Consider the following 26,096-nt stretch of genomic DNA (forward strand, 5'->3'; position numbering starts at 1 on the left):
ACTGAAGTAGCCCAAATTCCTGATATGTCCAACAATACGATTCATAACATTTTCTATATCCCTATCGTCACTAATTGAATGATTCTGAGGGAGAGGATATGTTTTTTGCGACTCAGCCCTTATGTAGTTATTAGAAAACGCAACATTCCACTTTTCGCCATTTAGGGAAACTGTCGTTGAAAAATTTATATTACTGGGCTGAGTAGTAATCTTTACCCATATATATGTTTCACTAGATATCGGCACGTTCATCTCCCAGTACTTAGCTCGGGATGTTGTTTTATAATGTCACACCCCCGTTTTGCTAGTTTGTATTTAGGAGTGCCTCGACTGCTATATTCATGTGTTAGCAAACCCAGCGACACCATCTCATCAAGGTTAGCTTCAAGCTCTCCAGAATCTATATCATTAAGCTCTTTGAGTAGTTCGGGGTTACTTACACTACCGAGGGGGTGTATTGTGCTTCCGCCCATATGACGAACGACTGCCAACTCCCTAAGGTCAGTCATTGACCCAAATAACCTAAGTATAAACATTTGTAGTATATCTAAGGCAATTGTTTGCTGACGATTTAAAGTCGTAATTTTATTGAAATTTTGCCTTTTTGACTGTTCGTTTTTCTTTCTCACTTCACTATTATCTAATAGACGCATTGCTAAGCTGCTCAACGTGAGATACTCATAGGCACGTACTGGATCATTTATATTACCATCCGATGTATGGCTCTTTTCATTACGAAACCGATCAATAGCCATAGTCAAGAATTTGACGGCACTCTGGAAATCATTGTCAACATTTTCTGCTGACGCGCCTTTAATATACAGCCCGCCTTTACCAAATGCTTCAGACCCGGTTTCGTATGTGGTTAGTTCGCGGAGTCTATCGCGAACAACCTTAAAACTTTTTTCGACAGCTTCTGGATAATGCTCGTCTGTATACAGTTTAGAGCATTTTTGTTTAACATTTTTATGTAGATTTCCTAAAGCTTGAGTACTTATCGGCTCCTCAGTGTTACTCACCTTTTTACTCTCTAAAAATTCTAGAATACCAATCAAGAGACTACGGCACTTCTTTAAATTTCTAAAATAAGTTTTAGCCCTTAGCCTAGCATTAATATCAGGATTACAGTTGACGACAGCTCCATGCCCATCACTAAGCATATTAAATTCCTGAACCTCACTAGATTCACCCAATACCTCTCTTAGTAAAAGCTTAGTTTGTGTGTGCCATGATTTATAATTATCATAGTTTTCAGCCCTTTCAAGGTCATCAATCTTATCAATCTGAGCTTTCAATAGCCGTATTTGTGCACTTTTTTTCATATCTACCTCTCTCTAGATTATACATCAATCAGAAGAGCGATAACTTAGCATGAGTCACACTTTAAAATAGTCGAGGCTCTTAGTTCTTTACAGCTATTTTACAGCCCCACCCACTATACTCACCCGCATGACTATTCGCAAACAACTTACCACTTTTACTGCCATCGGCGTTCTTAATACCGCCATTGACATCGCAATATACACTCTGTTGATATGGCTCACCGCACCGCTACTATTGGCCGTCATCATTTCAACCACCGCAGGAATGGTTTGTAGTTATGTTCTCAATAGGCGCTTCACCTTCAAAACCGACCGCCAGCCAATCGTCCAGTTTATTTGCATCACCCTCACCGGCCTATGGGTTCTACAGCCAGTCGTCATATGGCTGCTCGTCCAACTGTTCGGGATAACCAGCACTTTTGGTTTGATCATGGCAAAATTAGCCTCCACCAGCGTCAGCCCAGCGTGGAATTTCGCGTGGTACCGAATTGTATTTCAAGGAACAAAGAAAAAACACCTCCCTAGAAGTGCCTTTTCATGGCTCCGGGGGCGGGGTTCGAACCCGCGGCCTATTGGTTAACAGCCAACCGCTCTACCGCTGAGCTACCCCGGAATACCTGTCGTATTATAGCGAGTTTTACAGCGGTTGTAAAGTTACTGGTGGACGATTGCCAGGGCTTTTTTCAAGATTGCTGCTTCCGAGCGCGACTTTTCATCATCCGCCGCTTCCCGCCGGTTAATCTCCCTCTCTAAATTATGCCACCACGCTGCTGGCTTTTCCTGCCGCAGCACCAGCGATCGTATCTCACCATCACGCTTATCGAGCATGCCGGCTGCCACCAAATTATCGACATGCTTGGCCACCGTTGAGACTGACTTATACCCCAAAGCCCGCATAATTTCCCGCAGCGTCGGACTATAGCCATTGCCCTTGATAAATCCATCGATGAAGTCCAGCAGTATTTTTTGCTTTTTTGTTGGCTGCATGCCTTTAGTATAACCTGCCCGCACTATTTGCGCTATACTAAAGAGGTGAAGCGAATATCATCGACGATATATGTGTGGCTACTGGCCGTTGTGCTGTTTGGCGGCGCACTGTCACTACAGCCGAGCATCAGCCTGGCGATGCTCGATTTTCCGTCACTCCGCATCGGACTATATCAAGTGGTGGTGATCGGCGTCATTGGCTGCGGTCTTGGTATAATGGTGCGCCAGCGACTGCGGCCTCGCGGGCGATGGTGGTGGCTCGGCATTGGCATGCTGGCTATCACTAGTGTCGTTGGGCTGTTATTATCCTATGTCCGAGCGCGTACCGCATTATACACGGCATCGCTTTTATTGCTGCTAATAACCGCGGTATGTGCTGCCCTGATATACCGGGCGTTATCGACGAGCGATCGGCGCCGCCTCATGACAATTGGCCTGTGGAGCGGCATCGTCTTTGGTATATTGGCGGTGCTACAGCTCATCTTTGCTCACGTTGAACCAACAGCGTTCGGTACGCTCTGCTCAGGTTGTCACGCCGGCGTGTTTGGCTTTGTCAGGATCAATCTATTTGCTGCTGAGCCGCAATTTTTAGCAAGCAGCTTGCTACCGGCCCTGTTCGTCGGACTGTGCTGGCGAGAGAGGCGGCGACTGGCAGGCTGGAGCGTTTTTGGTAGCAGTGTGGCAATCAGCCTCACCTTTTCGCGCGGCGCGTTTATCGCGGTAATTGGCGCAGGCATCGTGTATGGCGTTGTCCGCTGCTGGCAGCGATGCAGAAGCGAGGCTCGTTCTATTGACACCGTGGAGCCTATTCGTCGTGACGCGTGGCGTCAACTCGGCATCATCACGGCGGGGTTCGTGGTTGGATGTACCCTACTGCTGGTATCAGCGGTGGTTCGCTATCACGACACGCCGCACATTGCCTATAATACTGCAGTGAGCATGCTTGACCAGTTGTCGCTCGGCCGCATCAAATTACCACAAAAAAATACCATCCCAACGCCGGGTGGCACACCCTCACCGCAAGCACCACCAACCAACGAGACCACGGCACCGAAATCATCACCATCACCACCCGTCACCCAGCCAAACCCGCTCGCACCATCAGCCAATTTCCAGCCATCGGGTTTCGTCGCCGCTTCGGCTAATGACCGACTCAACGCCGCTCAACTGGCGCTCCGAGCCTGGGCAGCAAGTCCACGCACCATACTCTTTGGGACTGGCCTTGGCAATCTCGGCAGCTTTATCCAACATCAGCTGCATCAACCGGTATCGACCGATCACACGGTGTACATTTTCTATGTTTTGCTGCTGAGTAATATCGGCGTTGTCGGTGTGCTGCCACTATTGGTACTGCTCGCCGTTACGCTATGGCGCAGCGGCCAATGGTTGTCAAAACCGTGGGGGCGATTTGCCTTACTGTTAACGACGGCCATCGCCATCCACTTTTGGTTTTTTGGCAGCTTGATCAACTCGGTACATTGCCTTGCATGGATTGGTATTTTCTTGTATAATCACCCCAAAGGTCATGAAGAAGAACTCTGATTTTTACTTCAAATTGGTGTTGATCGGGCTGGACGTACTGGCGCTAGTTGGTGCGTTCACGGCGGCATACATCATGCGCGTATCACTCGACACGCGGCCTTTCCATGTACAAATCGGGGCGCTGGAGTTTATCACGTCGATTGTACTGATGCTGCCGCTATGGGTTGTCTTGTTCTCGTTTTTTGGGTTATACGACCGTGAGCACTACATTCATCCGCTGCGCGAATTTTGGCGACTTGGCATGGCGGCGGTTTGCGGCATCATGATGATGATTTCCTTTAGTTTCTTTAGCAACACACCGCTCTTTCCGGCTAAGATGGTGGTGATTTATGCGCTGATCATCAGCTTTGTCATCTTGCTCATCCTGCGTAGCGCTGCCAATATCGTGCGGCTGCATCTGCTGCGCAAAAATATCGGCATCAAGCGCGTGGCGCTGGTCGGCAACGCCGAATCGACGCGGACGCTGGCCGAGTTTATTAGCGCCCATCCGTCAACCGGCTTTCACCTCAGTGCTATTGTATCCAAAGATGAGCTCATTCCGCCACGACTCAAGGGTTTGCGGCGCTCGACACTGGCATCGGCGCTGACTCGCGATAAAATTGACGCCATTATCCAGACCGACACCACCCGCAGCGAAGCGCACTATAACTTGGCCGAGCAGCACTATCTCGATTTTTATCAAGCGCCGGCCCTCGATGGCCTGATGACGGCGCGCCATACGGTCGAGATTATCAATTCCGTGCCGCTGGCATATATTCACCCAACGCCGCTAGCTACCGGCTACGGACGCGTGGTCAAACGACTGATGGATCTCATCGGTGCGACCATTGGTATTATCGTCACCTCGCCGATCATGCTATTGGTGGCAATCGCCGTTAAGCTCGGCGACCCGCGCGGCCCCGTACTGATGCATGGGCAGCAGCGGCGACGTTTGACCCAGTTTAATCGCCCGTTCAAAGTGTATAAGTTTCGCTCGCACTACGCCAAGTTTGACGGCAAGACTGACGAGGAGGTATTCACCATGATTGGCAAGCCAGAGCTGATCGACGAATATCGCCAGAACGGTGATAGGCTCAATCACGACTTTCGCGTCACGCCGGTTGGTCGTTTCATTCGCCGGTTTAGCCTCGACGAGCTGCCGCAGTTATTTAATGTTATCAAGGGCGATATTAGCCTCGTTGGGCCGCGGGCGCTGGTGCCGCACGAGCTGAGTAACTACGAGAAAAAGCACACGCTGCTGACGGTCAAATCTGGCCTGACCGGCCTGGCGGTTGTGTCGGGGCGACGTAGTATCGGCTTTGAAGAGCGGCGGCGACTGGATCTTTATTATGTGCAAAACTGGAGTTTGTGGCTGGATATCACCATCCTCCTCAAGACCTGCCTGGTCATCTTTAAGAAGGAGTCGTGATGCGCGCCCAGCCGACCATCGCGATCGTTCATGACTGGCTGTATGGTGGCGGTGCCGAGCAGGTTGTTTTGGCGCTGCACCGGCTCTATCCTGACGCCCCAATTTATACCTCGTATTGCTCGAGAAGGTGGCGAGAGAAGCTTGATAACAAGGTGGTAACTGGTTATTTGCAGTATTGGCCATTTGCCCAGCTCAGGCGACTACTGCCGGTACTCAGGCAGCGGTGGTTTGCGCGGCTGGATCTCGAGCAATTTGATATTATTATTTCTAGTTCTGGCAATGGCGAGGCCAAGTTTATCCGAACCACCCGCCCCAACCAACGGCACATTTGTTATTGTCATACGCCGACGCATTTTTATTGGCGGCACTACCAAGAATACCTGCGTCGACCGAGCTTTCGACCGCGGTGGCTGGCGCGACTGGGCCTGCGGCTACTGGTCCGACCTCTCAGGCGACGTGATTATCAGGCGGCGCAGCGGGTTGATGTTTTCTTGGCTAATTCCACCGCCATTCAAGCTGATATCAAGCAATTCTATGACCGAGACAGTATCGTCGTCTTTCCGCCGGTACAAACAACCAGCTTTATGGCGCTCGCAAAAACCAGGCCACGCTCCGTCACACTACCCACCCGGCCGCGCTGCCTGGTGTGGGGGCGACTGGTGCCGATGAAGCGGCTGGATTTGGTGATTGAGGCCTGTCAGCAACTTGGTTGGCCGCTCGACATCATGGGCGATGGGCCTGATCGCGAGCAGCTAGAGAAGCTGGCGGGCGAATCAACGCGCTTTCTTGGCTACGTCAGTGACGAGGCCCGGGCTGCCGCCATTCAACAAGCCGACTTATTTATCTTTACCGCCCACGAAGATTTTGGCGTCGCACCAGTTGAGGCCTTGGCCGCTGGACTGCCGGTGGTGGCCTACCAAGCTGGTGGCGCGCTGGATTATATCAGCCCCGGTAAGAATGGCTGGTTTTTCGCTGAACAAACAGTTGAGAGCTTGGTAGCAACGCTTCAAACACTGCCCGACCAGCGAGTCTCGCCGCGGGCCATCGCCGCCTCCGCCAAACCATTTGCCGAGCATGCCTTTACACTCGCTATAAAGAAAATTGTGACCAACGAAAGGAGGGGTGCTCATGCGCATCGCCATTGATGCTCGGACACTACGGACGAGCACTGGCCGTTACGTCGAACGGCTGATTCACTACTTACAAAAAATTGACGACAGGAATGACTATATTATCTTGCTCAAACCAAAGGACATGGACAGCTGGCAGGCTGATAACCCACGCTTTCAGAAAGTCGCCTGTCCATTTGCTGAATTCTCATTTGCCGAGCAACGGGGTTTTAAGAAACAACTGGAGGAGCTGCACCCAGATCTCGTGCACTTTGCAATGGTTCAGCAGCCCGTGTGGTACCGGGCCAGCCCGGTCGTTACCACCATGCAAGACCTGACCACCGTTCGATTCAGCAACCCCGACAAGAACCCGGTGGTCTTTTGGGTGAAGCAGCAAATTTATAAATGGGTCAATAAAAAAGTCGCCAGAAAGTCGGCTCATATCATCACTATTTCTGAATTTGTGAAGCGTGACTTGGTGGATTTTACCGGGGTCAGTCCAGACAAGATTACCGTGACACTTGAGTCCGCCGACGAGCTACCAAAGGGCAATGATCCGGTCAAAGAGCTGGTTGGAAAAAAGTTCATCATGTATATTGGCCGGCCGACACCGCATAAAAATCTGCGGCGGCTGATCGATGCATTTGCACTGTTACAGCAGAAACATCCTGAGTTGACATTGGCACTGGCTGGCAAAAAGGACGGTAACTACGCTCGCCATGAGGCATACGTTACTGAACGCGGTATCACAAATGTCGTCTTCACCGGTTTTGTGTCGGACGAGCAAATGCGCTGGATGTACGAGCATGCAGCCGTGTATTGCTTCCCGTCGCTGAGCGAGGGCTTTGGCCTGCCGGGCCTCGAAGCCATGCTACACGGCGCACCGGTCGCCTCGAGCACCGCCACTTGCCTACCAGAAACGCATGGCGAGGCGGCGCATTATTTTGATCCATATAGCGTCGAGGACATGGCGCGGGCAATTGACGAACTTCTGACTGACGAGAAACGACGCCATGACCTCATCAAGAAGGGTAAACAGCATGTCAAAACCTTCTCGTGGCAGCGAATGGCCGAGCAGACGTTGGCGGTGTATGAACAATATGGCCGCCAAGACACTAGCTCATAGGTCATAATCCAGCCCATCACATTAGGTACGTACGCCTGTAGTCATAACCGTTTAGGTTGCGTGGACTTCTGGGCTATTTTTGCAATTTCTTCGCGATGTCACCGCACTTAGCAGCCACATCTCGCCGCGCCACCAACACACCGTCTGGCGTATTGACCACCACTACATTGTCAAGGCCGATCACCGCCACCGGCTTATCCGGCTGCTCATTGCGAATATAGGTATTAGCGACATCGATGGTATGAATGTTGTCACCGTATGCGTAATTACCCGCCTCGTCCTTGGTCACCGCGTCGTGTAGATCCTTAAAATTACCGATGTCCATCCAGTCAAAGCTGGCTGACACCATGGCTAGTTTATGAGCCCTCTCGATCAGGGCGATATCGATCACTTGATTATCTAGCGCCAGGTATGTGTGATTATAAGCCTCGCTACCAAAGTCAGCAATTGACGCCAGCGTCTGATAATTCGACCACAAATCTGGAGCGCTCTGCTGCATTTCACGCATAAACACCTCGACCGAGCCAACGAAGTAGCCGCAATTCCACAGATAATTTCCCGACTCAACATACCGCTTCGCCGTCTCGTAATCAGGCTTCTCTTTGAACGACTCGACATTATAGACGCCCGCTTGAGCATCAATCACCCCATCGCGCTGAATATAACCAAAGCCAGTTGACGGGAAGGTCGGCTCAATGCCAATAAGCGTAATACAACCACGCTCGCGAGAAATGCGCGCTGCTGTAGCAAACGAGTGGGCAAACCCCTGGACGTCACGTACATTATGATCGGAATGAATAAAGGCAATCGGCTCAGTCCGGTCATGGTGGCGATTGATATAATCCAGGGCCAACACGATACAGTGCGCCGTTCCCCGCCGTCCCGGCTCGATCAAAAAGGCCTCGTCCGGTAGCTCCGGCAGCTGCGCCCGCAGCGCCCCGGCGTGGCTCGCCTCGGTCACCACGTAGATAGTATCGCCAAGCTTTCTGGCCCGGTCATAGGCTTGTTGGACCATGGTGCGCTCTGATGTGAGAGCTAATAGTTGTTTGGGTTGAGTGGAGGTTGAGAGTGGCCAGAGGCGCGTGCCTGAGCCGCCGGCGATAATGACGATAATCATAATGGTCATTATACAATATTCATCATCTCATGTATAATGAGGCTATGACAAAGATGCTAGTCACGGGAGGCGCGGGGTTCATTGGCTCGAATTTTGTGCATTATACCGTCAAACATAAGCCAGAATACGACATCACCGTTATCGACAAACTAACGTATGCGGGTAATCGCGCTAATTTACAGCCAGTGGCTGACCAGATCGACTTTGTGGAAGGTGATATTTGCGACGCAGAGTTGATGGATAAATTAGTGGCTGAAAATGATATCATCGTGCATTTCGCCGCCGAAAGCCATAATGATAATTCTCTGCGCAACCCGCGGCCGTTTGTCGAAACCAACGTGGTCGGTACTTACACAATTCTTGAAGCTATCCGCAAGCACGGTAAGCGCCTACACCACATCTCGACCGACGAAGTGTTTGGCGACTTGGAACTCGACGATCCAAACCGCTTCACTGAAGATACGCCGTACAATCCGTCCAGCCCCTACTCCAGCACCAAAGCATCTAGCGATATGCTGGTACGTGCTTGGGTTCGCAGCTTCAATGTCAAAGCGACAATTTCCAATTGTTCCAACAACTACGGCCCCTACCAACACATCGAAAAATTTATTCCGCGCCAAATCACCAATATCTTGAGCGATATCAAGCCCAAGCTGTACGGCACTGGCGAGCAAGTTCGCGACTGGATTCATGTCGATGATCATAATGCTGCCGTCCATCTCATCCTAGAAAAAGGCAAACTGGGCGACACCTACATCATTGGTGCCGACAACGATCACGTCAACAACAAGATGGTGATTGAACTGATTTGCGAGCTGATGGGTAAAGGTAAAGATTGGTACGAGCACGTCAATGACCGCCCCGGCCACGACATGCGTTATGCCATGGACTCCAGCAAACTACGCCGCGAACTAGGTTGGCGGCCTGAATACACCGATAACCAAACTGGCATGCACGACGGTCTACTGCAAACCATTGAATGGTACCGCGATCACGAAGATTGGTGGAAAGCGCAAAAAGAGGCCGTTGAGGCAGCTTATGCAAAGCAGGGGCAATAGAGAATGGTTGCTACAAAAGATATATATTCTCAGCGCGAAATGAACTTTTGCCGACGATGCGGCACAGCACTGAATCAAACATCTGGCGGGTTTTGGGTCTGCGATAATCAGCATAGTATTTTTAACAATCCCCTGCCAACTGCTGGGGTATTCTTTTTGACATCTGACAGACAACATGTCGTATTGTCCCGGCGAGCTATTAATCCCGGTAAGGGTATGGTTGATTGTATCGGTGGTTTCCTAGAAGCGGGTGAAAGCATTGAGGATGCTACACATCGTGAAATCACCGAAGAAACAGGGCTAACGAAAGAATGGTATAGCCCGCTCACCTACTTCTGCTCAGTACCTGCGACCTATCATTTCCAGGGTGAAGACCTACCAGTCCTCACCAGTCTATTCTGGGCAATCCTGCATACCGATGCACAACCGAAACCAGGCGATGACGTTGCTGAAATAGTCACGTTACCGCTTGACGGAATTAACCCCGAGATCGTGTTCAATGATGATATTAGAAAAGGTTTTAAAAAGTTCTTGGAGGAGGAAGTATGAACTTTGACCCATCAAATTATAACGAACTCACCGTCACTGAGTCACCAATCCCAGGATTATTTGTAATCACAATGCCTGTCCACGGTGATAATCGCGGCTGGTTCAAAGAAAACTACCAAAAGGAAAAAATGGAAGCACTGGGACTGCCGTCATTTGACATTGTGCAAAACAACATCAGCTTTAACGATAAAGCCGGTGCTACCCGCGGCCTCCACGCCGAGCCGTGGAACAAATTTATCTCCACCGCCAATGGACGCGTCTTTGGTGCTTGGTGTGATCTACGTCAAGGCGACAGCTTTGGTCAGGTCTTTACCCACGAAATCAACCCAGGCACGGCTATCTTCGTACCGAATGGCGTCGCGAATGGCTTTCAGACATTAGACGACAACGTTGCTTATACTTATCTTGTTGACGCTCACTGGTCACCAGATGCTAAATATACCTTTGTGAATCTGTTCGACCCGGAGCTTGGTATTGATTGGCCGATCAACAAGGACCAGGCAATTATTTCTGAAAAGGATGCTGCTCATCCGCTACTTGCAAACGTAATCCCAATGGAGGTTTAACATGGATAACAGTCATATTTTTATCGTCGGCGCCAATGGTCAGCTTGGTACTGCACTACGACAACGATACCCAGGCAGCCGATCTGCTGATGTAGGCGAACTTGATATTGCAGACCGCAATTCAGTTGAATCGTTTGACTGGTCAGGTATTTCGATCATTATGAATGCTGCCGCTTTCACCAATGTTGATGGTGCCGAGGCTTCAGAAGGACGCGTTGCCGCCTGGAAAGTAAACGCATCAGCAGTCGCAAACCTTGCCCGAGTCTGCCGCCAGCACGACATGACTCTCGTGCATATTTCCAGCGATTACGTCTTTGACGGCACGAAAGAACCCCACGCTGAAAATGAGCCGTTTAGCCCACTCAATGTCTACGGCGAGAGTAAGGCTGCTGGTGATCTCGTTGTTGAACAGCTAGAAAAATTCTATCTCCTCCGCACCACCTGGGTTATCGGCGAAGGTAAAAACTTCGTTCGTACCATGTTGGGACTCGCCGAGAAGAACATCTCGCCGACGGTGGTTAGCGATCAAATTGGCCGCCTGACATTCACGAGCGAACTCGTTCGGATTATTGATCATCTGTTAACTACACGGGCACCCTTCGGCACATACAACGCCACAAACGATGGCCCGCTTGCTTCTTGGGCAGACATCACCCGCCGTATCTTTAACCTAGCTGGACGTGACGACCTCACCGTTACTGACACGACAACCGCTGAGTACTTTGCTGGCAAAGAAGGCATTGCTCCTCGACCGCTCGGTAGCGATATGAGTCTCGACAAACTACACGCAACCGGTTTCATTAGCCACGACTGGACCGAAGACCTTCGTCAGTATATCAACAACGAGCAGCAGTCAGCCCACGCCTAGCGGGCTGCTGCCTCCTCTTGAATCTCTTTTGCTAATTTAGCCAGATTTTTTCTTGGTATATCTTCGTTACCAAAATAGCCACCACCAATAACGTGTTCAAGTTTTTCGAGGTGATCTTGATAGTCTGAACCTTGGACATTACGAAGCCACTCCCTGCCTTTTCTAAATGATGCAAGCTCACGATTACACGAATCGTGGAGAGTTTCCTTATCCGGCAGCGCCGCATCACTTTCAACAAATACGAGTGGAACATTTGGAGGAAATATCTTGTCAGCAATCCACATTGTGCGCGGCAAGTGATCTTGACCAGCAACGATCACGAGCGGAGTTTCCTCACTAAACTCAAAGCCATAAACACCATTCTCAATAGCAGTCGCAACATTGAGGAGGTTAGTATTCGTATCAACCGAATCGGGTTCCTCTATCACGCGATCCGCTGGTACGCCATGTTCTAGGGCTGACTCTTTCATAAGTACCGACTCACCAGTTCGTGGATAACTTTTGTACTCTTTAAGAAATGCTTTTGCTACCTCGTAGTTATTATCGGCATCGACCCCACACTTGGCCATAATATTATGAAACGCTTGGTGCGCTAGTTTGGATTTTACCTGCATCTGTTTGGCAACTTCATTAAAAATACCAAGATCCTTGTCTGCCAACAGCCGAAGCATCTGCCCCTCTGATATATGAGTAACGTCCTCGACATTCACGCCTGCAGCCTCAGCCAGAACTGGCAATGCAAACATCATATCAATATAGCGGTTGTGCATCCAAGCGGTAGGAATGACTTTTACATCTTCATTGCCTAGCTTACATGCCTCATGAAACAACTCGCTTGAAGTGGCAACATTCGACCGAGCGGATGCCGTGTCCGTAGTGTTTCGCTCTGGAAACGCTGGGTCATGATTTGGATCAACTACAATTTCACGACCAACACAAATGACTGCGCCCGCTGTTTTGAGCGCCTCTTTCACCGCCGCATTATTCCTGTCAACACTGGTAATATTATTATAACCAAAACTGTCTGGCACAAATGGTACGTAAGTAATGTCGCGCTTGCCGCCCAACGCCTCGGTAACTTCGCACATTAGCTGATGATGAAAGGCATAATCCTCATATTGCCGATCAGACTCTTGTACTGCTGTATTAGGTACCGAGGTCTGTTCCGGAGAGCCGGTGGCCTGTCCCTCAGACGGAACAGTGTTACCGTGATGAAATGTGTCTCTTTCTGGCATGTAGTAGTTTCCTTTTAGAGATAGAAGCTTCTCGCTGAAGACTATCTCATACAATACGTGTTTTACGATTTAGACTTTAGCAGATTTAGAGGAAAAAGTCAAGGATGATTCCTTGTATCACTTGGTGAAATATATGTTATAGTGGGTATGTAACACGAAGGAGGTTTATGAAAGGAATTATCTTAGCGGGTGGATCAGGTACACGATTGTGGCCAATTACCAAGGCAATCAGTAAGCAGCTGATGCCGATCTACGACAAACCGATGGTCTACTACCCCTTACAACACTGATGCAAGCTGGGATTCGTGATATTTTGATTATTACCACACCCGAAGAGCAAAGCGGCTTTCAACGACTACTGGGTAATGGTTCACAGTGGGGTATCAACTTACAATACGCCGTGCAACCAAGCCCAGACGGTCTCGCCCAGGCGTTCATCATTGGTGAGGAGTTTGTCGGTGACGATAAGGTGGCCTTGGTACTTGGTGACAATATTTTTTACGGCGCGGCACTTGATGATTCGTTACGGGCATGTACCGATCCGGAGGGCGGTGTCGTCTTTGCGTATGAGGTGTCTGATCCGGAACGCTATGGCGTCGTCGAGTTTGACAAAGACAATCAAGCAGTGTCAATTGAAGAAAAACCGGCCCAGCCAAAGTCAAACTTTGCGGTGGTTGGACTTTATTTCTATGACAACGATGTGATTGAAATTGCCAAAGGCGTTCAGCCGAGCGATCGTGGCGAGCTAGAGATTACTTCAGTCAACGCTGAATACCTACGCCGTGGCAAATTAAAAGTGCAAGCACTTGATAACGGTGATGTCTGGCTTGATACAGGAACTATCAGCAGCCTAACCGACGCCGAGGACTTCGTTCGTGTCGTTCAAACCCGTACTGGGCAAATCGTTGGTAGTCCAGAAAAAACTGCCTTTCAAAATGGTTGGATTACTCGCGAGCAGCTCGAGAAACTTGCCAAACCGCTCAAAAAATCAGGGTATGGAACATACTTGGTCTAGGATGTTCTACCCTATTTTTGGTAACTCACTACTGTAAAATTGATTTATCGTATACTAAGCAGCCATACTATTTACGGCTGCTTAGTCTATAAACAAGTCTGGAACAGTGCCGCTACTTTTCTTCGATATTTTTTCTCTTGGTAAAAATAACTAATCGAAACACTAGAAAGTTCCAAACCGCAAAAATTGCCGTTATGACAACCTTTGCCCACTGAATCTCTAATATATGGAAGTTAACGAGCGCATCAACTGCCGCCGAAGTAGCGAACAGGTTAAATACGCTCAGCAGCACATAGAGGATAATTTGTGTTTTTAGTGAGAAACGGTCATGTTCGTTGTGGCGAAAAACCTGTTTACGATTCATGGGGAAATTAAAGAAAAATCCAGACAAAAAACCAATACCACTTGCTAAAAACACCGGCAAGTGAGCGCCGTGATAAAGAATGTACGTCACCAACGTATCAATCAGTAACGTTACACCGCCAACAACACCAAACAAAAATATCTGGAAACTAATATTTTTCATACTGCCTTTATTAATCATAGCACACTCAACAACGATACATGTTTTATAGTATAATGAAAGGTATGTATAGAAAATTAGAGACCGCAGTTGTTATACCTTGTTATAACGAAGAAAAAATGATCACTCAAACGATCAAGAAATTACCAAAGTACATTGACCATGTTATAGCCGTTAATGATGCCAGCACTGATGACACCATTGGGGTTCTAAATAAATTAAAAAAGCAAAATGATCGACTGATTGTCGTTGACAACGAAACAAATCAAGGTGTCGGCGGCGCTCTCATCGCAGGATATAATTACGCTATTGAGCAGACCAAAGCGACCGCTATCGGGATCGTGGCGGGCGACGACCAGTTTGACTCGACATACCTCGAAGCAATGCTAGACGATTTTATCGATCAATCAGCAGATTACGTGAAAGCTAGCCGCTTCTTCCACCGAGAAGCCTTTAAGACTATGCCAAAATACCGGCAATTCGGCAATATTTTCATATCATTGCTAACAAAATTCTCGACTGGATATTATTCTATCACAGACATCACTAATGGCTGCGGTTGGCTACGCCGCGACATAATTGAAAAGGTCGATTTCTCCATAGTTGAAAAGCGCTACGACTATGAAACCAGCATGCTGACCGCCTTATCCATAGTCAATGCTAAAGTTATTGACCACGCCGTACCAGCTCATTACGGTGATGAGAAGTCAACTATTAAACTAATCCCAACCGCTTGGCGTAACCTCAAGGCCGTATGGAAGGGTTTTTGGCGACGAATTTACTATAAATACGTCCTGTATGGATTTCATCCCGTAGCCCTGTTCTTGTTTACTGGTATGTTTTTCTTGATTATCTCGCTGTTAATTGCAGCTTTCTTGTTGTATGTTAAATTATTCGCTCATCAATCACCGACCGCTGGCAGCGTTATGCTAGCTGTACTACCATTTATTTTAAGTGTACAGCTAGTTTTAACAGCGCTCACCATTGATGTCTCTAATGAGAACAACAATTTTAAGAAATAAACTACAGCTTGATATTGTTTACATCGCCGATACCATCAACGAGATGGTTTGGATGCATGGCTGATAAAAATTCCTCGTTACGAATACCGCTCATAAGGGCGATGCTGGTTGCACCGAGCTGCTGAGCCGCCGCGATGTCTGCTTCGGTGTCGCCAATGATAACGACTTCACTTGGCTTGTCCACTGTTTGCCTGACGATATCCGCCTTTTTCAGCAGCGTCCCCTCTTTCGTGTCGCTATGGCCCGACAAAATCTTTTCAAACAAATGCCGAATTCCCAAATGTTCAATCTGCCAATCAAGAGCATTTGCATTTCGTCTCAAGCTTAATAGATACAACTTGTTATCGTTTGCCCGTAACTGCTCTAGTGTGCGCAAACTATCCTTAAAGAGTTCATCCGCACCCAATTCTTCTTGCGACTCGATTCGGTCAATAAACAACTTGAGATATGCATCTTTTTCATTAATGCTCAGGCCGCTCAGTGGTAGTAGCCTGTCCCAAGACAGGTTAGCGCGCTTCATTTCCCAATATTCTTCTTTGTTAAGCGGAGTCCCGCCCAGCGCCTTAACACATTTTTCATAAACCCGATAGTGTCGCGGGGCAATATTAACCAACGTACCGTCAAAATCAACGAATATATTTTTATTATTTATACAATTTCTCCATTTCTTTAAGTTTATCTGGAAAAAACACTTCAGGATGATAATTAAGTAACTTCTCCGCTCGAGATATATCAATGACTATATCAGAGCCGCCGTCTTCGGATAAAACGGCAATGCGGCTCGTTGACTGCGTACTATCAACAATCGCCTGAGCCGTCTCTCGAATGGAAACGCCCCTACCTGTTCCAATATTGACTACACCGACTCCACTTGCATTAACCGCACATATAATACTATGAGCCACATCGTCAATATGTACATAATCACGCAGTACTTTTGCACCACGAATCGTCAAATCGTCACCAGCTTTCGCTGCTCGAATAAAGTTCGGTATCGCTCGGGCGATAGGATCATACCCGCCATACATCACTGAAAACCGCAAAATGGTTAACTCTTTATTCATTTTTTTTGCGTACGACTGAGCGATGAGCTCGCTAGCCATTTTAGTAGATCCATAGTACGAGCCGCCGGCGACGACGTTATCCTCTGTAATTGGACCGTGAATTTTCGACTGATCATACACTTCTGCCGTGCTGCCAATGATGATCTTCTCAGATTTTTCGCCAAAATGAGTCAGCAGGTTAATTGTTGCGTCTATATTACCTAGCCTTGCGTTATCAAGAGTGTCATCAGCAGCTGTTTTCGGTACAAACGCCGCCAAATGAACGATAGCATCAAACATTTCACTGCCCACCTGTTTGGTTGCTGATTCTATACTTTTTTGATCTGATAAATCACACCGTATCCAGCGACCAGTGAGACTATCTGGCTGAGACCGGCCCAAACAGATAATCTCCCAATCAGTTGGTGCCATTTCTAAGAAGCGTCTACCAACAAACCCTGAGGACCCCGTGATAAGAAGCTTCACTACAACTCCTGAAGAATACGGTCAAGCTCAGCAACACTCTCTTCAACAGTCTTCATATCTGACAGCACCGGCTCAAAGTCCATACCTCGGATCCACACCAAGCCATCCGGTAAGGGGTTGGTGTTGTTTTCAATCTTTGGCACAGCTTCACCATAACCAAGCTTAACGAACATTTCAGGCATATTTAGACCCGCCTGAGTAAAGAACTCGTGTGTCGTAAAGAAGCGACCGATGTTAATCTCTGTTGGGTTTGGTATGCCATTTTTGTCATACGCCATATCAACGCCAAACAAACCATCTGGTTTATCATCAACAGCCAGCACCGCTCGACGTGCAATATCATCCAGTTCGTCACTTGAATACGTAACGCCCGTACCAGTGGCGCCGGTCACGCCAGACGGTGAAATCTTTGCTAACTCCCAGTATAGTCGTTTACGGCCCTGCGCCACGACCAATTCACCATCCTTCCAGAGAGACATCCATGTAACAGTCTCCGGCTCGAGTAACTCAGACACAGTAAAGTTACCATCCCATGAGCCATTTTTTTCTTGAAAATCGAGCCAGTTTTTAGCGCTCTTAACGTCATGAACTGGAAGCGATCCACGCCCACCAGCGCCCGATATAGCCCGAATCCACATCGAGCCGCCCATCTCCTCGAGGAGCGCAGCCAAGTCAGTATCTCGGCCTTCTATCAGCTTAGTCTTTGGCACCTTAATGCCGGCCTTTTCCCAGAGCTTAAATGACTCAAACTTATCTTGCAAAATTTTCACCGTTTCCTTAGCCGGGAAAAATGTCTTGGCATTGATCTTTTCTCGATTTTCACTCAAGAAACCGACCTCGACATCATTCTGTGCGTGGACAAATTCAATCTTTTCTTTTTCGATAACGTAGTTCAAGAAATCAGTATATTTTGGGTCGCTCGCAAGTGGCGCCAGGTACCTGGCATCAACTTCAGCACGCTGCAAATAATACTTATCTGCATCTGTGCCAACAATATAATATTCTTCATCAGCAGCCCTTAGCGAGCGAATAAAGTTTGCTGATGGCGAGCCGCCAGCTCCTGTGACTAAAATTCGTTTCATAATACTTAACTCCTTTCCTTACTATTTTTCAAATGGTGCAATAGCCTCTAGCGACACCCTTAGCGCCTCACGAGCATCACTTGGATCAACTATCGCGGCGGTACGGCCCATTGCCTTCGCCAGAAAAGCTTTTAGCTCAGCGGCGAGCGGCTCTTCAAAATCAACCTTAATAATTCGCTTTTCTGGATCGCCAACCTGCAACACAAACTCTGTGAAACCTTCTTTTTCGATCTTTTTCATATTGTGTTTGTAGTAGACAAGTTCCTGAGTAATATAATTTGCCTCCAGATAACCGAGCGATCCGGTCAAAGCAATTTTGCGAATCTTCACTGGTGTGAGCCAATTAGCCTGAATAAACCCAGAAGCCCGACCGTAATCCATTAGTATCTCCGCCGAATCAATCTTTCTACTGTGGCGAGTGCGTGAGCCGTGACTAGAAATAGATTTTGGTTTTTGGCCCAAAAGGTAGTTCGCTATATCAACATCGTGTACTGCTAAGTCAATGATGACATCAGTTTTTGGCTCAACCGCTGGAAATCCACCAACGCGTTTACATACCACCGAGGTGATCTCGCCAATGGCATCGTCGTCAACCATCTGTTTCAACTTCTTGATGACTGGATTAAATCGCTCAATGTGACCAACCGTAAAGGTAACGTTATTCTTCTTAGCACAAGCAATCAACTTGTCAGCCTCTTCCACCGACGAGGCAATCGGCTTCTCCAGCATACAGTGAATACCTCGCGACATAACTTCCGTAGCCACCTCAAGATGAAATGGTGTTGGCACCACCACAGAAACCGCATCAGGTCGCGCCTCTTCAAGCATCTCTTTGTAGTCAGTAAAGAATTTCGCCTTATAATCCTCAGCGAGAGATTTTGCCTCAGGATTTACGTCGGCAATTGCTACTAGCTCTGACTCTGGAAGCATGAAATAGTTACGAACGTGGTTTCTGCCCATGTTACCAGTACCAATGACGGCGACCCTCAATTTCCCCTCTTGTTTATTGGCCATTGATAGACTCCTTGATCGCCGCAACGATTACCTCAATATCTTCATCTGTAACCTTTGGATGAACCGGCAGAGACACAACTCGTGCCGCCAAGTCTTCAGCCACTGGGAAATCACCGACCTTATAGCCAAGCTTTGCGATATGTGGATATACGTGCAAAGGCTTTGGATAGTAAATACCAGCCCCAACACCCTTGTCCCTCAAGGTGGCAATAAATTGATCTCGTTGTATGTTTTTGTCTAGTAAAATGGTGTATTGATGATATACATGGTTTCGATTGTCGCTAACGGTCGGCGTTTTAATGCCCGCAACGCCTGCTAAGGCATCATTTAATTTGTGAGCATTTTCTTGACGTTTCTTTGTGAAGTATTCTACCTTCTTCAACTGTTCAATAGCAATAGCACCGTGCAAATCTGACATACGATAGTTATATCCCAAATCTGCGTATTCGTATGGCGCAACCATACCGTGTTGCCTAAACGAACGAATCGCTGCTGCAGCCTCATCACTATTTGTCGTTACGATACCACCTTCGCCACACATAATATTCTTGGTGGCATACAGAGAGAAACAACCGAAATCACCCAACGCGCCAGCTTTTACTCCTTGATATTCTGCACCAATGGCCTGGCACGCATCCTCAACAATTTTTAAGTCGTACTTTTTGGCAATTTCCTGTAGCTTGGCCCAATTACATGGCTGACCATACAAGTCAACTGGCACGATGGCTTTTGTTTTTTCAGTAATAGCAGCTTCTATCTTAGAAACATCGATATTGAACGTTTCTTCATCAATATCTACAAGGACTGGTCGAGCACCCAACATTACTATCGGGTTAATAGTAGCAATAAAGCTATACGGCGTAGTAATGACCTCATCGCCTTCTCTCACACCAGTAGCATACAAGGCACAGTGAATAGCTGCTGTACCACTGTTTACTGCTAACGCATGTTTTACCCCGCAATACTCCGCCCAGTTCTTTTCTAACTCGGCAACCTTTGGTCCCTGAGCCAACATGCCCGATTCTATAACTTCATTTACCGCCCGACGCTCTTCCTCTTCGATGACTGGCGCTGCTATACTTATCATGTATATAATCTCCTCCCTTACTTCTATTCTATATTTAATAGTATAGCATACTACTCGTTTTTTATTTTTCGTTTCTGAGAGGTATGCTTCATGGAGTAGCATTGTACTTCCTGTTTTTATTGTATACTAATACCATGCAATCACTACGATCTATACTCACAAGGCTTAAAAACGACTCGTGTAAAAAATGGCTGTTTCCGTCGGCGGTTATCATTTGTTTGCTTTTTGCAACTGGCTTAAAAATTTCCGGGTCTTCGTTTGGCCCGTACTACGATCTATTTCTTCAAGGGAAACCGTCGTCAAATCTCATAGCTGGTGAGACCCGACATATTCGTAGCGATGAGTGGCTGGTTGTTACGCAGTTTACAATTGCACAAAAAGCAGCCGGTTATCCGCTCATCAACAAGAACTTCGGTGATTCTGGAAAAAATATGAGCCTCGTCTCCGACGCGCCCTATAAAGAGTGGTCGACTATATTCCGCCCTCAGAATCTCGCTTTTTTCATTATACCATTTGAGTTTGCCCTTGCCTTTAAATGGTGGTTTTTGCTCGCGTCATTATTGCTGAGCATATATTTTCTAGCCTTAAAATTCCTTCCCGGCAAATACTCGCTCGCGAGCCTGCTGTCTATCGTCGGTTCATTTACTCCTTTTATATTCTGGTGGTATCAAACAATCACCATCATGAGCATCGTCTGGGGAATCGTCATACTGCTTACAGCCATGCGCTTGATAGAACATAGGCCTCTTTCATTTCTCGCTAACTATAAGCGTGGCAATATCATATCGCAGCTCATACTGTCTGGTTCGCTCATTTATTCACTAGTAGGATTTGCTCTATTGCTATACCCTGCTTTTCAAATTCCCGTCGTAATTACGGTAGGTCTAGTTTTTCTTGGTTATTACATAAACACCTGGAAGAAACTTACCAAAAAGACACGCAAGAGACTGTATATCAACACAGTTGTTCTGGCTGGCTCTACCTTAGTGGCCATTGGTATCATCGGCGTATTTTTAATCACTAGGCTGGATGCGGTGCGAGCCATTTCTGGCACAGATTACCCCGGAGCACGCTTCGTACATTCAGGAACACCATCACAGGCTGACCTTATTGGATTAGCAGGCTATAGTCAGTATCGTCTACAGGATAATTCGTCCATTGGCTCGATTGATCCAAGTAAGGGTAGCATCAATCAGAGCGAACTATCAGCGTCTATCATCATACCTTTTGCCTTTATTATTCCTATATTACTTATACTTCTTTATCAATGGCGCAAAAAAAGAATGATAGATTGGGTGGGTGTAGCAATCGTTACTACCTGTCTAGTATTCGCTGCACATCTATTTTTGCCGGGGTTTTCCACGATAGCAAAGCCCTTTATGCTGCATCTTGTGCCAATAACGAGGCTTCAGCTTGGCTTGGGCTTTGTGGGTATTCTTTCGTTACTTTATGTTATCGCCAACAGTAAACAGCTTGTATCAAAATACCGTCCATGGATATATCTCTATTCAGGTCTCATAGTTATTGTATATATTCTAACGATAGTATTTGTTATAAAATTTAATCGTAATTTTGCCGGAGACTTACGTATATTAGGTATAGCCGCTATCAGCTTTTCTGGCGGCCTAGCTCTTGTTTTTATTGGCAAAGAAAAGCTTGGCTTGCTGCTGCTATTAGCTCTTTGCATCATGTCAACCATAACCATCCAGCCTCTCTACAAAGGCCTCGGCAGTGGCTATAATAGTAATATAATTACCAGCAAAATAGCTTCGCTGTCATCACCTGATGATGTATGGGGACTGTCTGGCACGGTTGTTTTGGAGAATTTTCCGCAAATGGCCAATCGCAAATCAATTACCGGGGTTCACACTTATCCTGATAAAGACTTTTGGTCGAAAGTATCCAAGGACAAAACTATTTACAATAGATATGCTCACGTACTGCTGTCTGACACAATCACGGACGACTTAAAGCTAACGCAGCCAGATGTGTTCATTGCGCGCTTGAATTGCAACAACCATCTCGGCAGAACTATTACTCACGTTATCGCAACGACCCCCCTCCAACTTCCCTGCTACAAATTAATTGACCAAACCACAGTGGGTGGTGGCACTATTATGTTTTATAAAAGAACCCCGTAAAGTCTTTACTATATTATTAGTACTTGCTATGATTAACCATAAAGGAAATGATCTACTAACATGAGAATACATAAAAAACGAAACCATAAAAAAATAATCTTGGTATTTGTTATACTATTTTTGCTATTAACTGGGTACGCTCTAACAGCCTATGGGTTTAAATTTTGGCCTTTTACGAAAAACCAATTTACTGAAGCAACAGAGGAGCAAAAAACAGCTGGCAACAATATAAAAGAAAAGTCATTAGAAAACACGACTGAAGGATCAGGAGACAAAAAATCTTCACCGCAATCCAAAACACCGCGAGGTAGCGACCCCTCCCCGGCGCCAACTCCGTCGCCAAACGGCGGTAAGCCGACGGTTGTAGTAAGCATAACCGCCGCAACAGTTGATAAGTCTGCTGCTACTCTTTACGTACGCAGTCTTATCCAAACCATTTCTTCAAACGGCACCTGCACCCTATCGATGCGTCACAGCAGCGGACGAACATATTCAAATAGCGCCGGGTCACAGGCCGGACCGAGCACCTCCAGCTGTAAGGGCTTTAATGTACCCCTTTCTCAACTGACACCGGGAAAATGGACAATAACAATTCGCTATGAGGATGCTACCGTTACTGGCAGCGCCGAGGGGGAGGTAACTATATGAAAAAGTTTCTACTCAGCGTAGGACTGTCGATATCAATCTGCCTGGGAGTATTGTTTACTTCATTACCAGTGTCGGCTACCTTGAATGATTTTGATCCAGGCAACATCATGGATGATACAGTCGCCACCAATTATGGATCTATGAATGCGCAGCAAATTCAAGCTTTTCTCAACAGCAAAGTTCCCCAATGCGACACTAACGGATCTCAACCGGCAAGAGAGTTCGGAAGGCCCGACATTAGCCGTGCTCAGTATGCTTCTTTGCGCGGCTGGCATGGTCCACCGTATACCTGTCTACGTGATTACCGATCGGGAGATGGAAGGAGTGCCGCTCAATTAATTTTTGATGTCGCCCAAAAATATCACGTCAACCCTCAACTTCTTATAGTTCTTCTACAAAAGGAACAGGCGTTAGTGACCGATGTTTGGCCAACGCGCGGTCAATTTAGAAGCGCAACCGGCTACGGCTGTCCAGACACGGCCGCCTGTGATAGTAAATATTTTGGCTTAGAAAACCAACTAGAGTGGGCCGCAAAACACTTCCATTACATCATTACTCGTAATCCGAATTGGTATTCCCCATATACGACCGGCGTTAATTTTGTCCGCTGGAGTCCAAATGCGGCCTGCGGTGGATCGCATGTAAATATTCAAAACTGGACAACTGCCGCACTCTATAGCTATACACCATATCAACCAAACGCCGCAGCTTTAGCTGCCGGCTACGGAAGGGGCGACGGTTGTAGCTCTTATGGAAATCGTAATTTCTACAATTATTTTACTGATTGGTTTGGCGGTACTCGTTCAAGCAGCTCCTTCGCCTGTCGAGACGGTCAAAATCTACCCGGCGTTGCAACCGGCGCTCGAATTGCACCAACCAGAATAAATGGTAGCCGAGATACACTAACGATCACCGTACCAAATAACACTGGCAGTAAATGCGCGGAGATGCACACGTGGGCAGATGCTCACCTACAAACATGGTCACAACATGTCGCCACAAATTCATACACATTCAATCAACAATACAGTAAAGTTATCTCGCAAAAAGTAAATCACAGGAATACAGTATTAACGAAAGTCGACTATAATGGTACGGCAAGTGGACGCGTTGAGTTTCATACCTGGACTCAAGACGGGTTGCGCTGGCTAGCACATACCGCAACAACCGCCGGACCGATAGACCCACGATTATCAGAGGTTATTACCGCTGATACTAACGGCGACGGGGTGGATGAATACTATTTAATTAACTATGAGCAGACCAACACCGGAATGATTGAGGTGCACGGCTGGAGTGATAACGGTACAAGTTGGTTCCGACATACCGCGACAAGTCATCCCGCCGCCAGCATGAATACAGGTCGAGTCATCGCTGCCGATCTTGATGGCGACAAGAAGGACGAGTTTATCTACGTTAAATACAGCAACACTTCAAGTGGACGAGTTGAGTTTCATGTTTGGGACGCATCATTAAAGAACTGGATACGTCATACCGCCAGCAATTACCCGCAAGCTGGCTATGTGGTAGCTACAAATGATATGGTGGCAGCTGATCTGTTTGGTAGAGGTAGAGACACGATCTATTACATTAAATACCGAGACACCCCTCATAATAAAATTGAGGTTCATGGGTGGGGCGACAATCAGCAATCGTGGGACAGCCATATATCGACCTCATCGGGCACATACTAAGCCTCTCGGGTGTAGGTATTTCATCAAATATCCCCGCCTTACTGGCGGGGATGATGGCTATTGCGGTATGTGTTTTATTTAGGTAAGCGATAGCCCGGTCCAAATTGCTCAAAGTTATCGTTATAGAATGGGTCGCGCTTCAAATAATCGCCCCATCTTTTACGCATCTCGTTTTGCGCTTCTTGTAGCTCGGTGCTGTCTCTTTCGCTCGTATTGATGCGCCCAACACTCTTCGATTCATAATGAAATAGTTCAGCATAAGGAGTGTACAGATTGTAGTAACCCTTTTTACGCAGCTTAAGGTTTAGATCAACATCATTATAGGTAACCCGCAGTTTCGGGTCAAAGCCGCCAACCTCATCAAACTTCTTCCGACTCACCATACTACATGCAGCGGTTACGGCCGATACATTGCGAATATTAGCCGTGTAAATATAGGTAAATATATCAACCCGCTGATCCTCGCCATAAAATGGATGAAACGCTATATCTCGTTCCGACAGGACAATTCCGGCATGCTGAATGGTCTTATCTTCGAACAATAGCTTTGGCCCAACCATACCAATTTCTGACCTTTGAGCATGTTCCAACAGTGCCTGTATCCAGTCGTGCGTAATAACTTTGGTGTCATTATTTAAGAATAAAAGATATTCTCCACGAGAAGCTTTTGCCCCCTGGTTGCAAGCATCTGAAAAATTAAATTTCTTTTTATAATTAACGATGGTTACGCTTTCAAGACCACTGGTTAGCTTTTTGTAAAAATCTTTAACCTGCTTATCTGTCGACCCCGTATCAACAATGACGATTTCAAAATACGGATACGTTGTGTCTTCAATAATTGATTCGACGCAGTTCTTGATATAGGTAAAGTTATCCTTAGTCGGAATAATAATTGACACGAGCGGATTATTCGGTATGACGTACTTCTTGCGCCAAAAACCCAATGCAATATGAGCGTCAATGGATGCATTTTCTTTTCTCTGCTTGACACTATCACGAATTACCCGCTTTTGATTAACATAGGCGTACGGCTTACTATCGGCATTCATAGCAGTGGAGGTTTCCGACTTTCGCCAGTGATATAGAATTTTCGGAATATGATAAATATTGTCTGTTTGAGCGGCAATCTTTAGGAATAGGTCCCAGTCTTGAGCTCCTTGTGTGCCCGGCGTAAAGCCACCGACCTTTTTTACGGTGCTGGTTTTCATTGTTGCAAAATGAGTGACCATATTGCATGAATTCATAAAGTCGGGGCTCCAGTCCGGCTTAAAGAACGGCTCTATATGATTGTTCTCCTGATCAATTTTATCTTCATCAGTGTATATAAGCTCCACCTCAGGATACTTATTGATCACATTAACAGCCTCAAACAGTGCATTGGGCGCTAATATATCATCGTGATCAAGAAGCGATATGTATTCTCCTTTTGCCATAGTGAGGGCGGTGTTTGACGA

Annotated in this window: 22 protein-coding genes, 1 tRNA gene and 2 pseudogenes; 13 read left to right on the top strand and 12 right to left on the bottom strand. The window is 47.0% G+C overall.

The window, feature by feature from the left end; translation table 11 throughout:
• Positions 1–248: 248 nt before the first annotated feature.
• Complete coding sequence (locus GWK76_04380) at positions 249–1,322, bottom strand: TIGR02391 family protein (protein QHU92514.1); 1,074 nt, start codon at positions 1,320–1,322, stop codon at positions 249–251.
• A 127-nt stretch (positions 1,323–1,449) separates the two neighbouring features.
• On the opposite strand from GWK76_04380, the gene GWK76_04385 reads away from it, so the two are divergent.
• Complete coding sequence (locus tag GWK76_04385) at positions 1,450–1,902, top strand: GtrA family protein (GenBank protein QHU92575.1); 453 nt, start codon at positions 1,450–1,452, stop codon at positions 1,900–1,902.
• Here GWK76_04385 and GWK76_04390 read toward each other — a convergent pair.
• Both GWK76_04390 and GWK76_04395 read right to left on the bottom strand, forming a co-directional pair.
• Positions 1,861–1,935: transfer RNA gene (locus GWK76_04390), tRNA-Asn, on the bottom strand. The genes GWK76_04385 and GWK76_04390 overlap by 42 nt on opposite strands.
• Before the next feature lie 41 nt (positions 1,936–1,976).
• A complete protein-coding gene (locus GWK76_04395) occupies positions 1,977–2,309 on the bottom strand; it encodes a hypothetical protein (GenBank protein ID QHU92515.1) in 333 nt (110 codons plus the stop codon).
• Positions 2,310–2,354: 45 nt separating this feature from the next.
• Here GWK76_04395 and GWK76_04400 point away from each other — a divergent pair, with 45 nt between their 5' ends.
• From GWK76_04400 to GWK76_04415, 4 genes are read left to right on the top strand one after another with little or no spacing between them, the layout of a single operon-like run.
• The gene (locus tag GWK76_04400; protein ID QHU92516.1) at positions 2,355–3,851 is read left to right on the top strand and encodes a hypothetical protein; all 1,497 of its coding nucleotides are present in this window, start codon (positions 2,355–2,357) and stop codon (positions 3,849–3,851) included.
• Positions 3,835–5,259 carry an exopolysaccharide biosynthesis polyprenyl glycosylphosphotransferase gene (locus GWK76_04405; protein ID QHU92517.1) on the top strand — a complete coding sequence of 475 codons (1,425 nt, stop codon included), beginning with the start codon at positions 3,835–3,837 and terminating at the stop codon, positions 5,257–5,259. The genes GWK76_04400 and GWK76_04405 overlap by 17 nt, the downstream gene beginning before the upstream one ends.
• Positions 5,259–6,404 carry a glycosyltransferase gene (locus GWK76_04410; protein ID QHU92518.1) on the top strand — a complete coding sequence of 382 codons (1,146 nt, stop codon included), beginning with the start codon at positions 5,259–5,261 and terminating at the stop codon, positions 6,402–6,404. Before GWK76_04405 ends, GWK76_04410 begins: the two co-directional genes overlap by 1 nt.
• Positions 6,388–7,494: a glycosyltransferase gene (locus GWK76_04415; protein ID QHU92519.1), complete on the top strand. Its 1,107-nt coding sequence runs from the start codon at positions 6,388–6,390 to the stop codon at positions 7,492–7,494. The genes GWK76_04410 and GWK76_04415 overlap by 17 nt, the downstream gene beginning before the upstream one ends.
• A 73-nt stretch (positions 7,495–7,567) precedes the next feature.
• On the opposite strand, the gene GWK76_04420 is transcribed toward GWK76_04415, so the two are convergent.
• Positions 7,568–8,611, bottom strand: a complete 1,044-nt coding sequence (locus GWK76_04420; GenBank protein ID QHU92520.1) for an NTP transferase domain-containing protein — start codon at positions 8,609–8,611, stop codon at positions 7,568–7,570.
• A 53-nt stretch (positions 8,612–8,664) separates the two neighbouring features.
• On the opposite strand from GWK76_04420, the gene rfbB reads away from it, so the two are divergent.
• The 3 genes and pseudogenes from rfbB to GWK76_04435 all read left to right on the top strand — a co-directional run bounded on the left by rfbB (position 8,665) and on the right by GWK76_04435 (position 11,652).
• Positions 8,665–9,669, top strand: coding sequence for a dTDP-glucose 4,6-dehydratase (rfbB, locus tag GWK76_04425; protein ID QHU92576.1), 1,005 nt, complete (start codon positions 8,665–8,667; stop codon positions 9,667–9,669).
• A gap of 3 nt (positions 9,670–9,672) precedes the next feature.
• Positions 9,673–10,218: an NUDIX domain-containing protein gene (locus GWK76_04430; GenBank protein QHU92521.1), complete on the top strand. Its 546-nt coding sequence runs from the start codon at positions 9,673–9,675 to the stop codon at positions 10,216–10,218.
• A pseudogene (locus GWK76_04435) lies at positions 10,215–11,652 on the top strand (sugar nucleotide-binding protein). Before GWK76_04430 ends, GWK76_04435 begins: the two are co-directional and overlap by 4 nt.
• Here the strand turns inward: GWK76_04435 and GWK76_04440 are convergent.
• Positions 11,649–12,887, bottom strand: a complete 1,239-nt coding sequence (locus GWK76_04440) for a hypothetical protein (protein ID QHU92522.1) — start codon at positions 12,885–12,887, stop codon at positions 11,649–11,651. The pseudogene GWK76_04435 and the gene GWK76_04440 overlap by 4 nt on opposite strands.
• Positions 12,888–13,054: 167 nt before the next feature.
• Between GWK76_04440 and rfbA the strand changes: the two are divergent.
• Positions 13,055–13,902, top strand: a pseudogene (gene rfbA / locus GWK76_04445) (glucose-1-phosphate thymidylyltransferase RfbA).
• 112 nt (positions 13,903–14,014) lie between these two features.
• Here rfbA and GWK76_04450 read toward each other — a convergent pair.
• A complete protein-coding gene (locus tag GWK76_04450) occupies positions 14,015–14,428 on the bottom strand; it encodes a hypothetical protein (GenBank protein ID QHU92523.1) in 414 nt (137 codons plus the stop codon).
• A 62-nt stretch (positions 14,429–14,490) separates the two neighbouring features.
• Between GWK76_04450 and GWK76_04455 the strand changes: the two genes are divergently transcribed.
• Complete coding sequence (locus GWK76_04455; GenBank protein ID QHU92524.1) at positions 14,491–15,447, top strand: glycosyltransferase; 957 nt, start codon at positions 14,491–14,493, stop codon at positions 15,445–15,447.
• A gap of 1 nt (position 15,448) precedes the next feature.
• Here GWK76_04455 and GWK76_04460 read toward each other — a convergent pair whose 3' ends face one another.
• From GWK76_04460 to GWK76_04480, 5 genes are read right to left on the bottom strand one after another with little or no spacing between them, the layout of a single operon-like run.
• A complete protein-coding gene (locus GWK76_04460; GenBank protein QHU92525.1) occupies positions 15,449–16,060 on the bottom strand; it encodes an HAD hydrolase-like protein in 612 nt (203 codons plus the stop codon).
• A 31-nt stretch (positions 16,061–16,091) separates the two neighbouring features.
• Positions 16,092–16,922, bottom strand: coding sequence for an NAD-dependent epimerase/dehydratase family protein (locus GWK76_04465; protein ID QHU92526.1), 831 nt, complete (start codon positions 16,920–16,922; stop codon positions 16,092–16,094).
• 53 nt (positions 16,923–16,975) lie between these two features.
• A complete protein-coding gene (locus GWK76_04470) occupies positions 16,976–18,058 on the bottom strand; it encodes a carboxylate--amine ligase (protein QHU92527.1) in 1,083 nt (360 codons plus the stop codon).
• A gap of 21 nt (positions 18,059–18,079) precedes the next feature.
• A complete protein-coding gene (locus GWK76_04475) occupies positions 18,080–19,072 on the bottom strand; it encodes a Gfo/Idh/MocA family oxidoreductase (GenBank protein QHU92528.1) in 993 nt (330 codons plus the stop codon).
• Complete coding sequence (locus GWK76_04480; GenBank protein ID QHU92529.1) at positions 19,062–20,159, bottom strand: aminotransferase class V-fold PLP-dependent enzyme; 1,098 nt, start codon at positions 20,157–20,159, stop codon at positions 19,062–19,064. Before GWK76_04480 ends, GWK76_04475 begins: the two co-directional genes overlap by 11 nt.
• A gap of 134 nt (positions 20,160–20,293) precedes the next feature.
• Between GWK76_04480 and GWK76_04485 the strand changes: the two genes are divergently transcribed.
• From GWK76_04485 to GWK76_04495, 3 genes are read left to right on the top strand one after another with little or no spacing between them, the layout of a single operon-like run.
• Positions 20,294–22,300 carry a hypothetical protein gene (locus GWK76_04485; GenBank protein ID QHU92530.1) on the top strand — a complete coding sequence of 669 codons (2,007 nt, stop codon included), beginning with the start codon at positions 20,294–20,296 and terminating at the stop codon, positions 22,298–22,300.
• Between the two features lie 60 nt (positions 22,301–22,360).
• Positions 22,361–22,948 (top strand): hypothetical protein, encoded by a 588-nt coding sequence (locus GWK76_04490; protein ID QHU92531.1) that lies wholly within the window; start codon positions 22,361–22,363, stop codon positions 22,946–22,948.
• Positions 22,945–24,642, top strand: a complete 1,698-nt coding sequence (locus GWK76_04495; protein ID QHU92532.1) for a hypothetical protein — start codon at positions 22,945–22,947, stop codon at positions 24,640–24,642. Before GWK76_04490 ends, GWK76_04495 begins: the two co-directional genes overlap by 4 nt.
• 74 nt (positions 24,643–24,716) lie before the next feature.
• Here the strand turns inward: GWK76_04495 and GWK76_04500 are convergent, their stop codons facing one another.
• Positions 24,717–26,075, bottom strand: coding sequence for a glycosyltransferase (locus tag GWK76_04500; GenBank protein QHU92533.1), 1,359 nt, complete (start codon positions 26,073–26,075; stop codon positions 24,717–24,719).
• Between the last annotated feature and the right edge of the window lie 21 nt (positions 26,076–26,096).

It is taken from the genome of Candidatus Saccharibacteria bacterium oral taxon 488 (genome assembly GCA_010202465.1).
In the GTDB taxonomy this organism is placed as follows: domain Bacteria; phylum Patescibacteriota; class Saccharimonadia; order Saccharimonadales; family Saccharimonadaceae; genus Nanosynbacter.

Coding starts and splice junctions, on each gene's coding strand:
- GWK76_04380 (QHU92514.1), bottom strand. CDS start 1,322: ATGAAAAAAAGTGCACAAATACGGCTATTGAAAGCTCAGATTGATAAG.
- GWK76_04385 (QHU92575.1), top strand. CDS start 1,450: ATGACTATTCGCAAACAACTTACCACTTTTACTGCCATCGGCGTTCTT.
- GWK76_04395 (QHU92515.1), bottom strand. CDS start 2,309: ATGCAGCCAACAAAAAAGCAAAAAATACTGCTGGACTTCATCGATGGA.
- GWK76_04405 (QHU92517.1), top strand. CDS start 3,835: ATGAAGAAGAACTCTGATTTTTACTTCAAATTGGTGTTGATCGGGCTG.
- GWK76_04410 (QHU92518.1), top strand. CDS start 5,259: ATGCGCGCCCAGCCGACCATCGCGATCGTTCATGACTGGCTGTATGGT.
- GWK76_04415 (QHU92519.1), top strand. CDS start 6,388: ATGCGCATCGCCATTGATGCTCGGACACTACGGACGAGCACTGGCCGT.
- GWK76_04420 (QHU92520.1), bottom strand. CDS start 8,611: ATGATTATCGTCATTATCGCCGGCGGCTCAGGCACGCGCCTCTGGCCA.
- rfbB (QHU92576.1), top strand. CDS start 8,665: ATGCTAGTCACGGGAGGCGCGGGGTTCATTGGCTCGAATTTTGTGCAT.
- GWK76_04430 (QHU92521.1), top strand. CDS start 9,673: ATGGTTGCTACAAAAGATATATATTCTCAGCGCGAAATGAACTTTTGC.
- GWK76_04440 (QHU92522.1), bottom strand. CDS start 12,887: ATGCCAGAAAGAGACACATTTCATCACGGTAACACTGTTCCGTCTGAG.
- GWK76_04450 (QHU92523.1), bottom strand. CDS start 14,428: ATGAAAAATATTAGTTTCCAGATATTTTTGTTTGGTGTTGTTGGCGGT.
- GWK76_04455 (QHU92524.1), top strand. CDS start 14,491: ATGTATAGAAAATTAGAGACCGCAGTTGTTATACCTTGTTATAACGAA.
- GWK76_04465 (QHU92526.1), bottom strand. CDS start 16,922: ATGGCACCAACTGATTGGGAGATTATCTGTTTGGGCCGGTCTCAGCCA.
- GWK76_04470 (QHU92527.1), bottom strand. CDS start 18,058: ATGAAACGAATTTTAGTCACAGGAGCTGGCGGCTCGCCATCAGCAAAC.
- GWK76_04475 (QHU92528.1), bottom strand. CDS start 19,072: ATGGCCAATAAACAAGAGGGGAAATTGAGGGTCGCCGTCATTGGTACT.
- GWK76_04480 (QHU92529.1), bottom strand. CDS start 20,159: ATGATAAGTATAGCAGCGCCAGTCATCGAAGAGGAAGAGCGTCGGGCG.
- GWK76_04485 (QHU92530.1), top strand. CDS start 20,294: ATGCAATCACTACGATCTATACTCACAAGGCTTAAAAACGACTCGTGT.
- GWK76_04490 (QHU92531.1), top strand. CDS start 22,361: ATGAGAATACATAAAAAACGAAACCATAAAAAAATAATCTTGGTATTT.
- GWK76_04495 (QHU92532.1), top strand. CDS start 22,945: ATGAAAAAGTTTCTACTCAGCGTAGGACTGTCGATATCAATCTGCCTG.
- GWK76_04500 (QHU92533.1), bottom strand. CDS start 26,075: ATGGCAAAAGGAGAATACATATCGCTTCTTGATCACGATGATATATTA.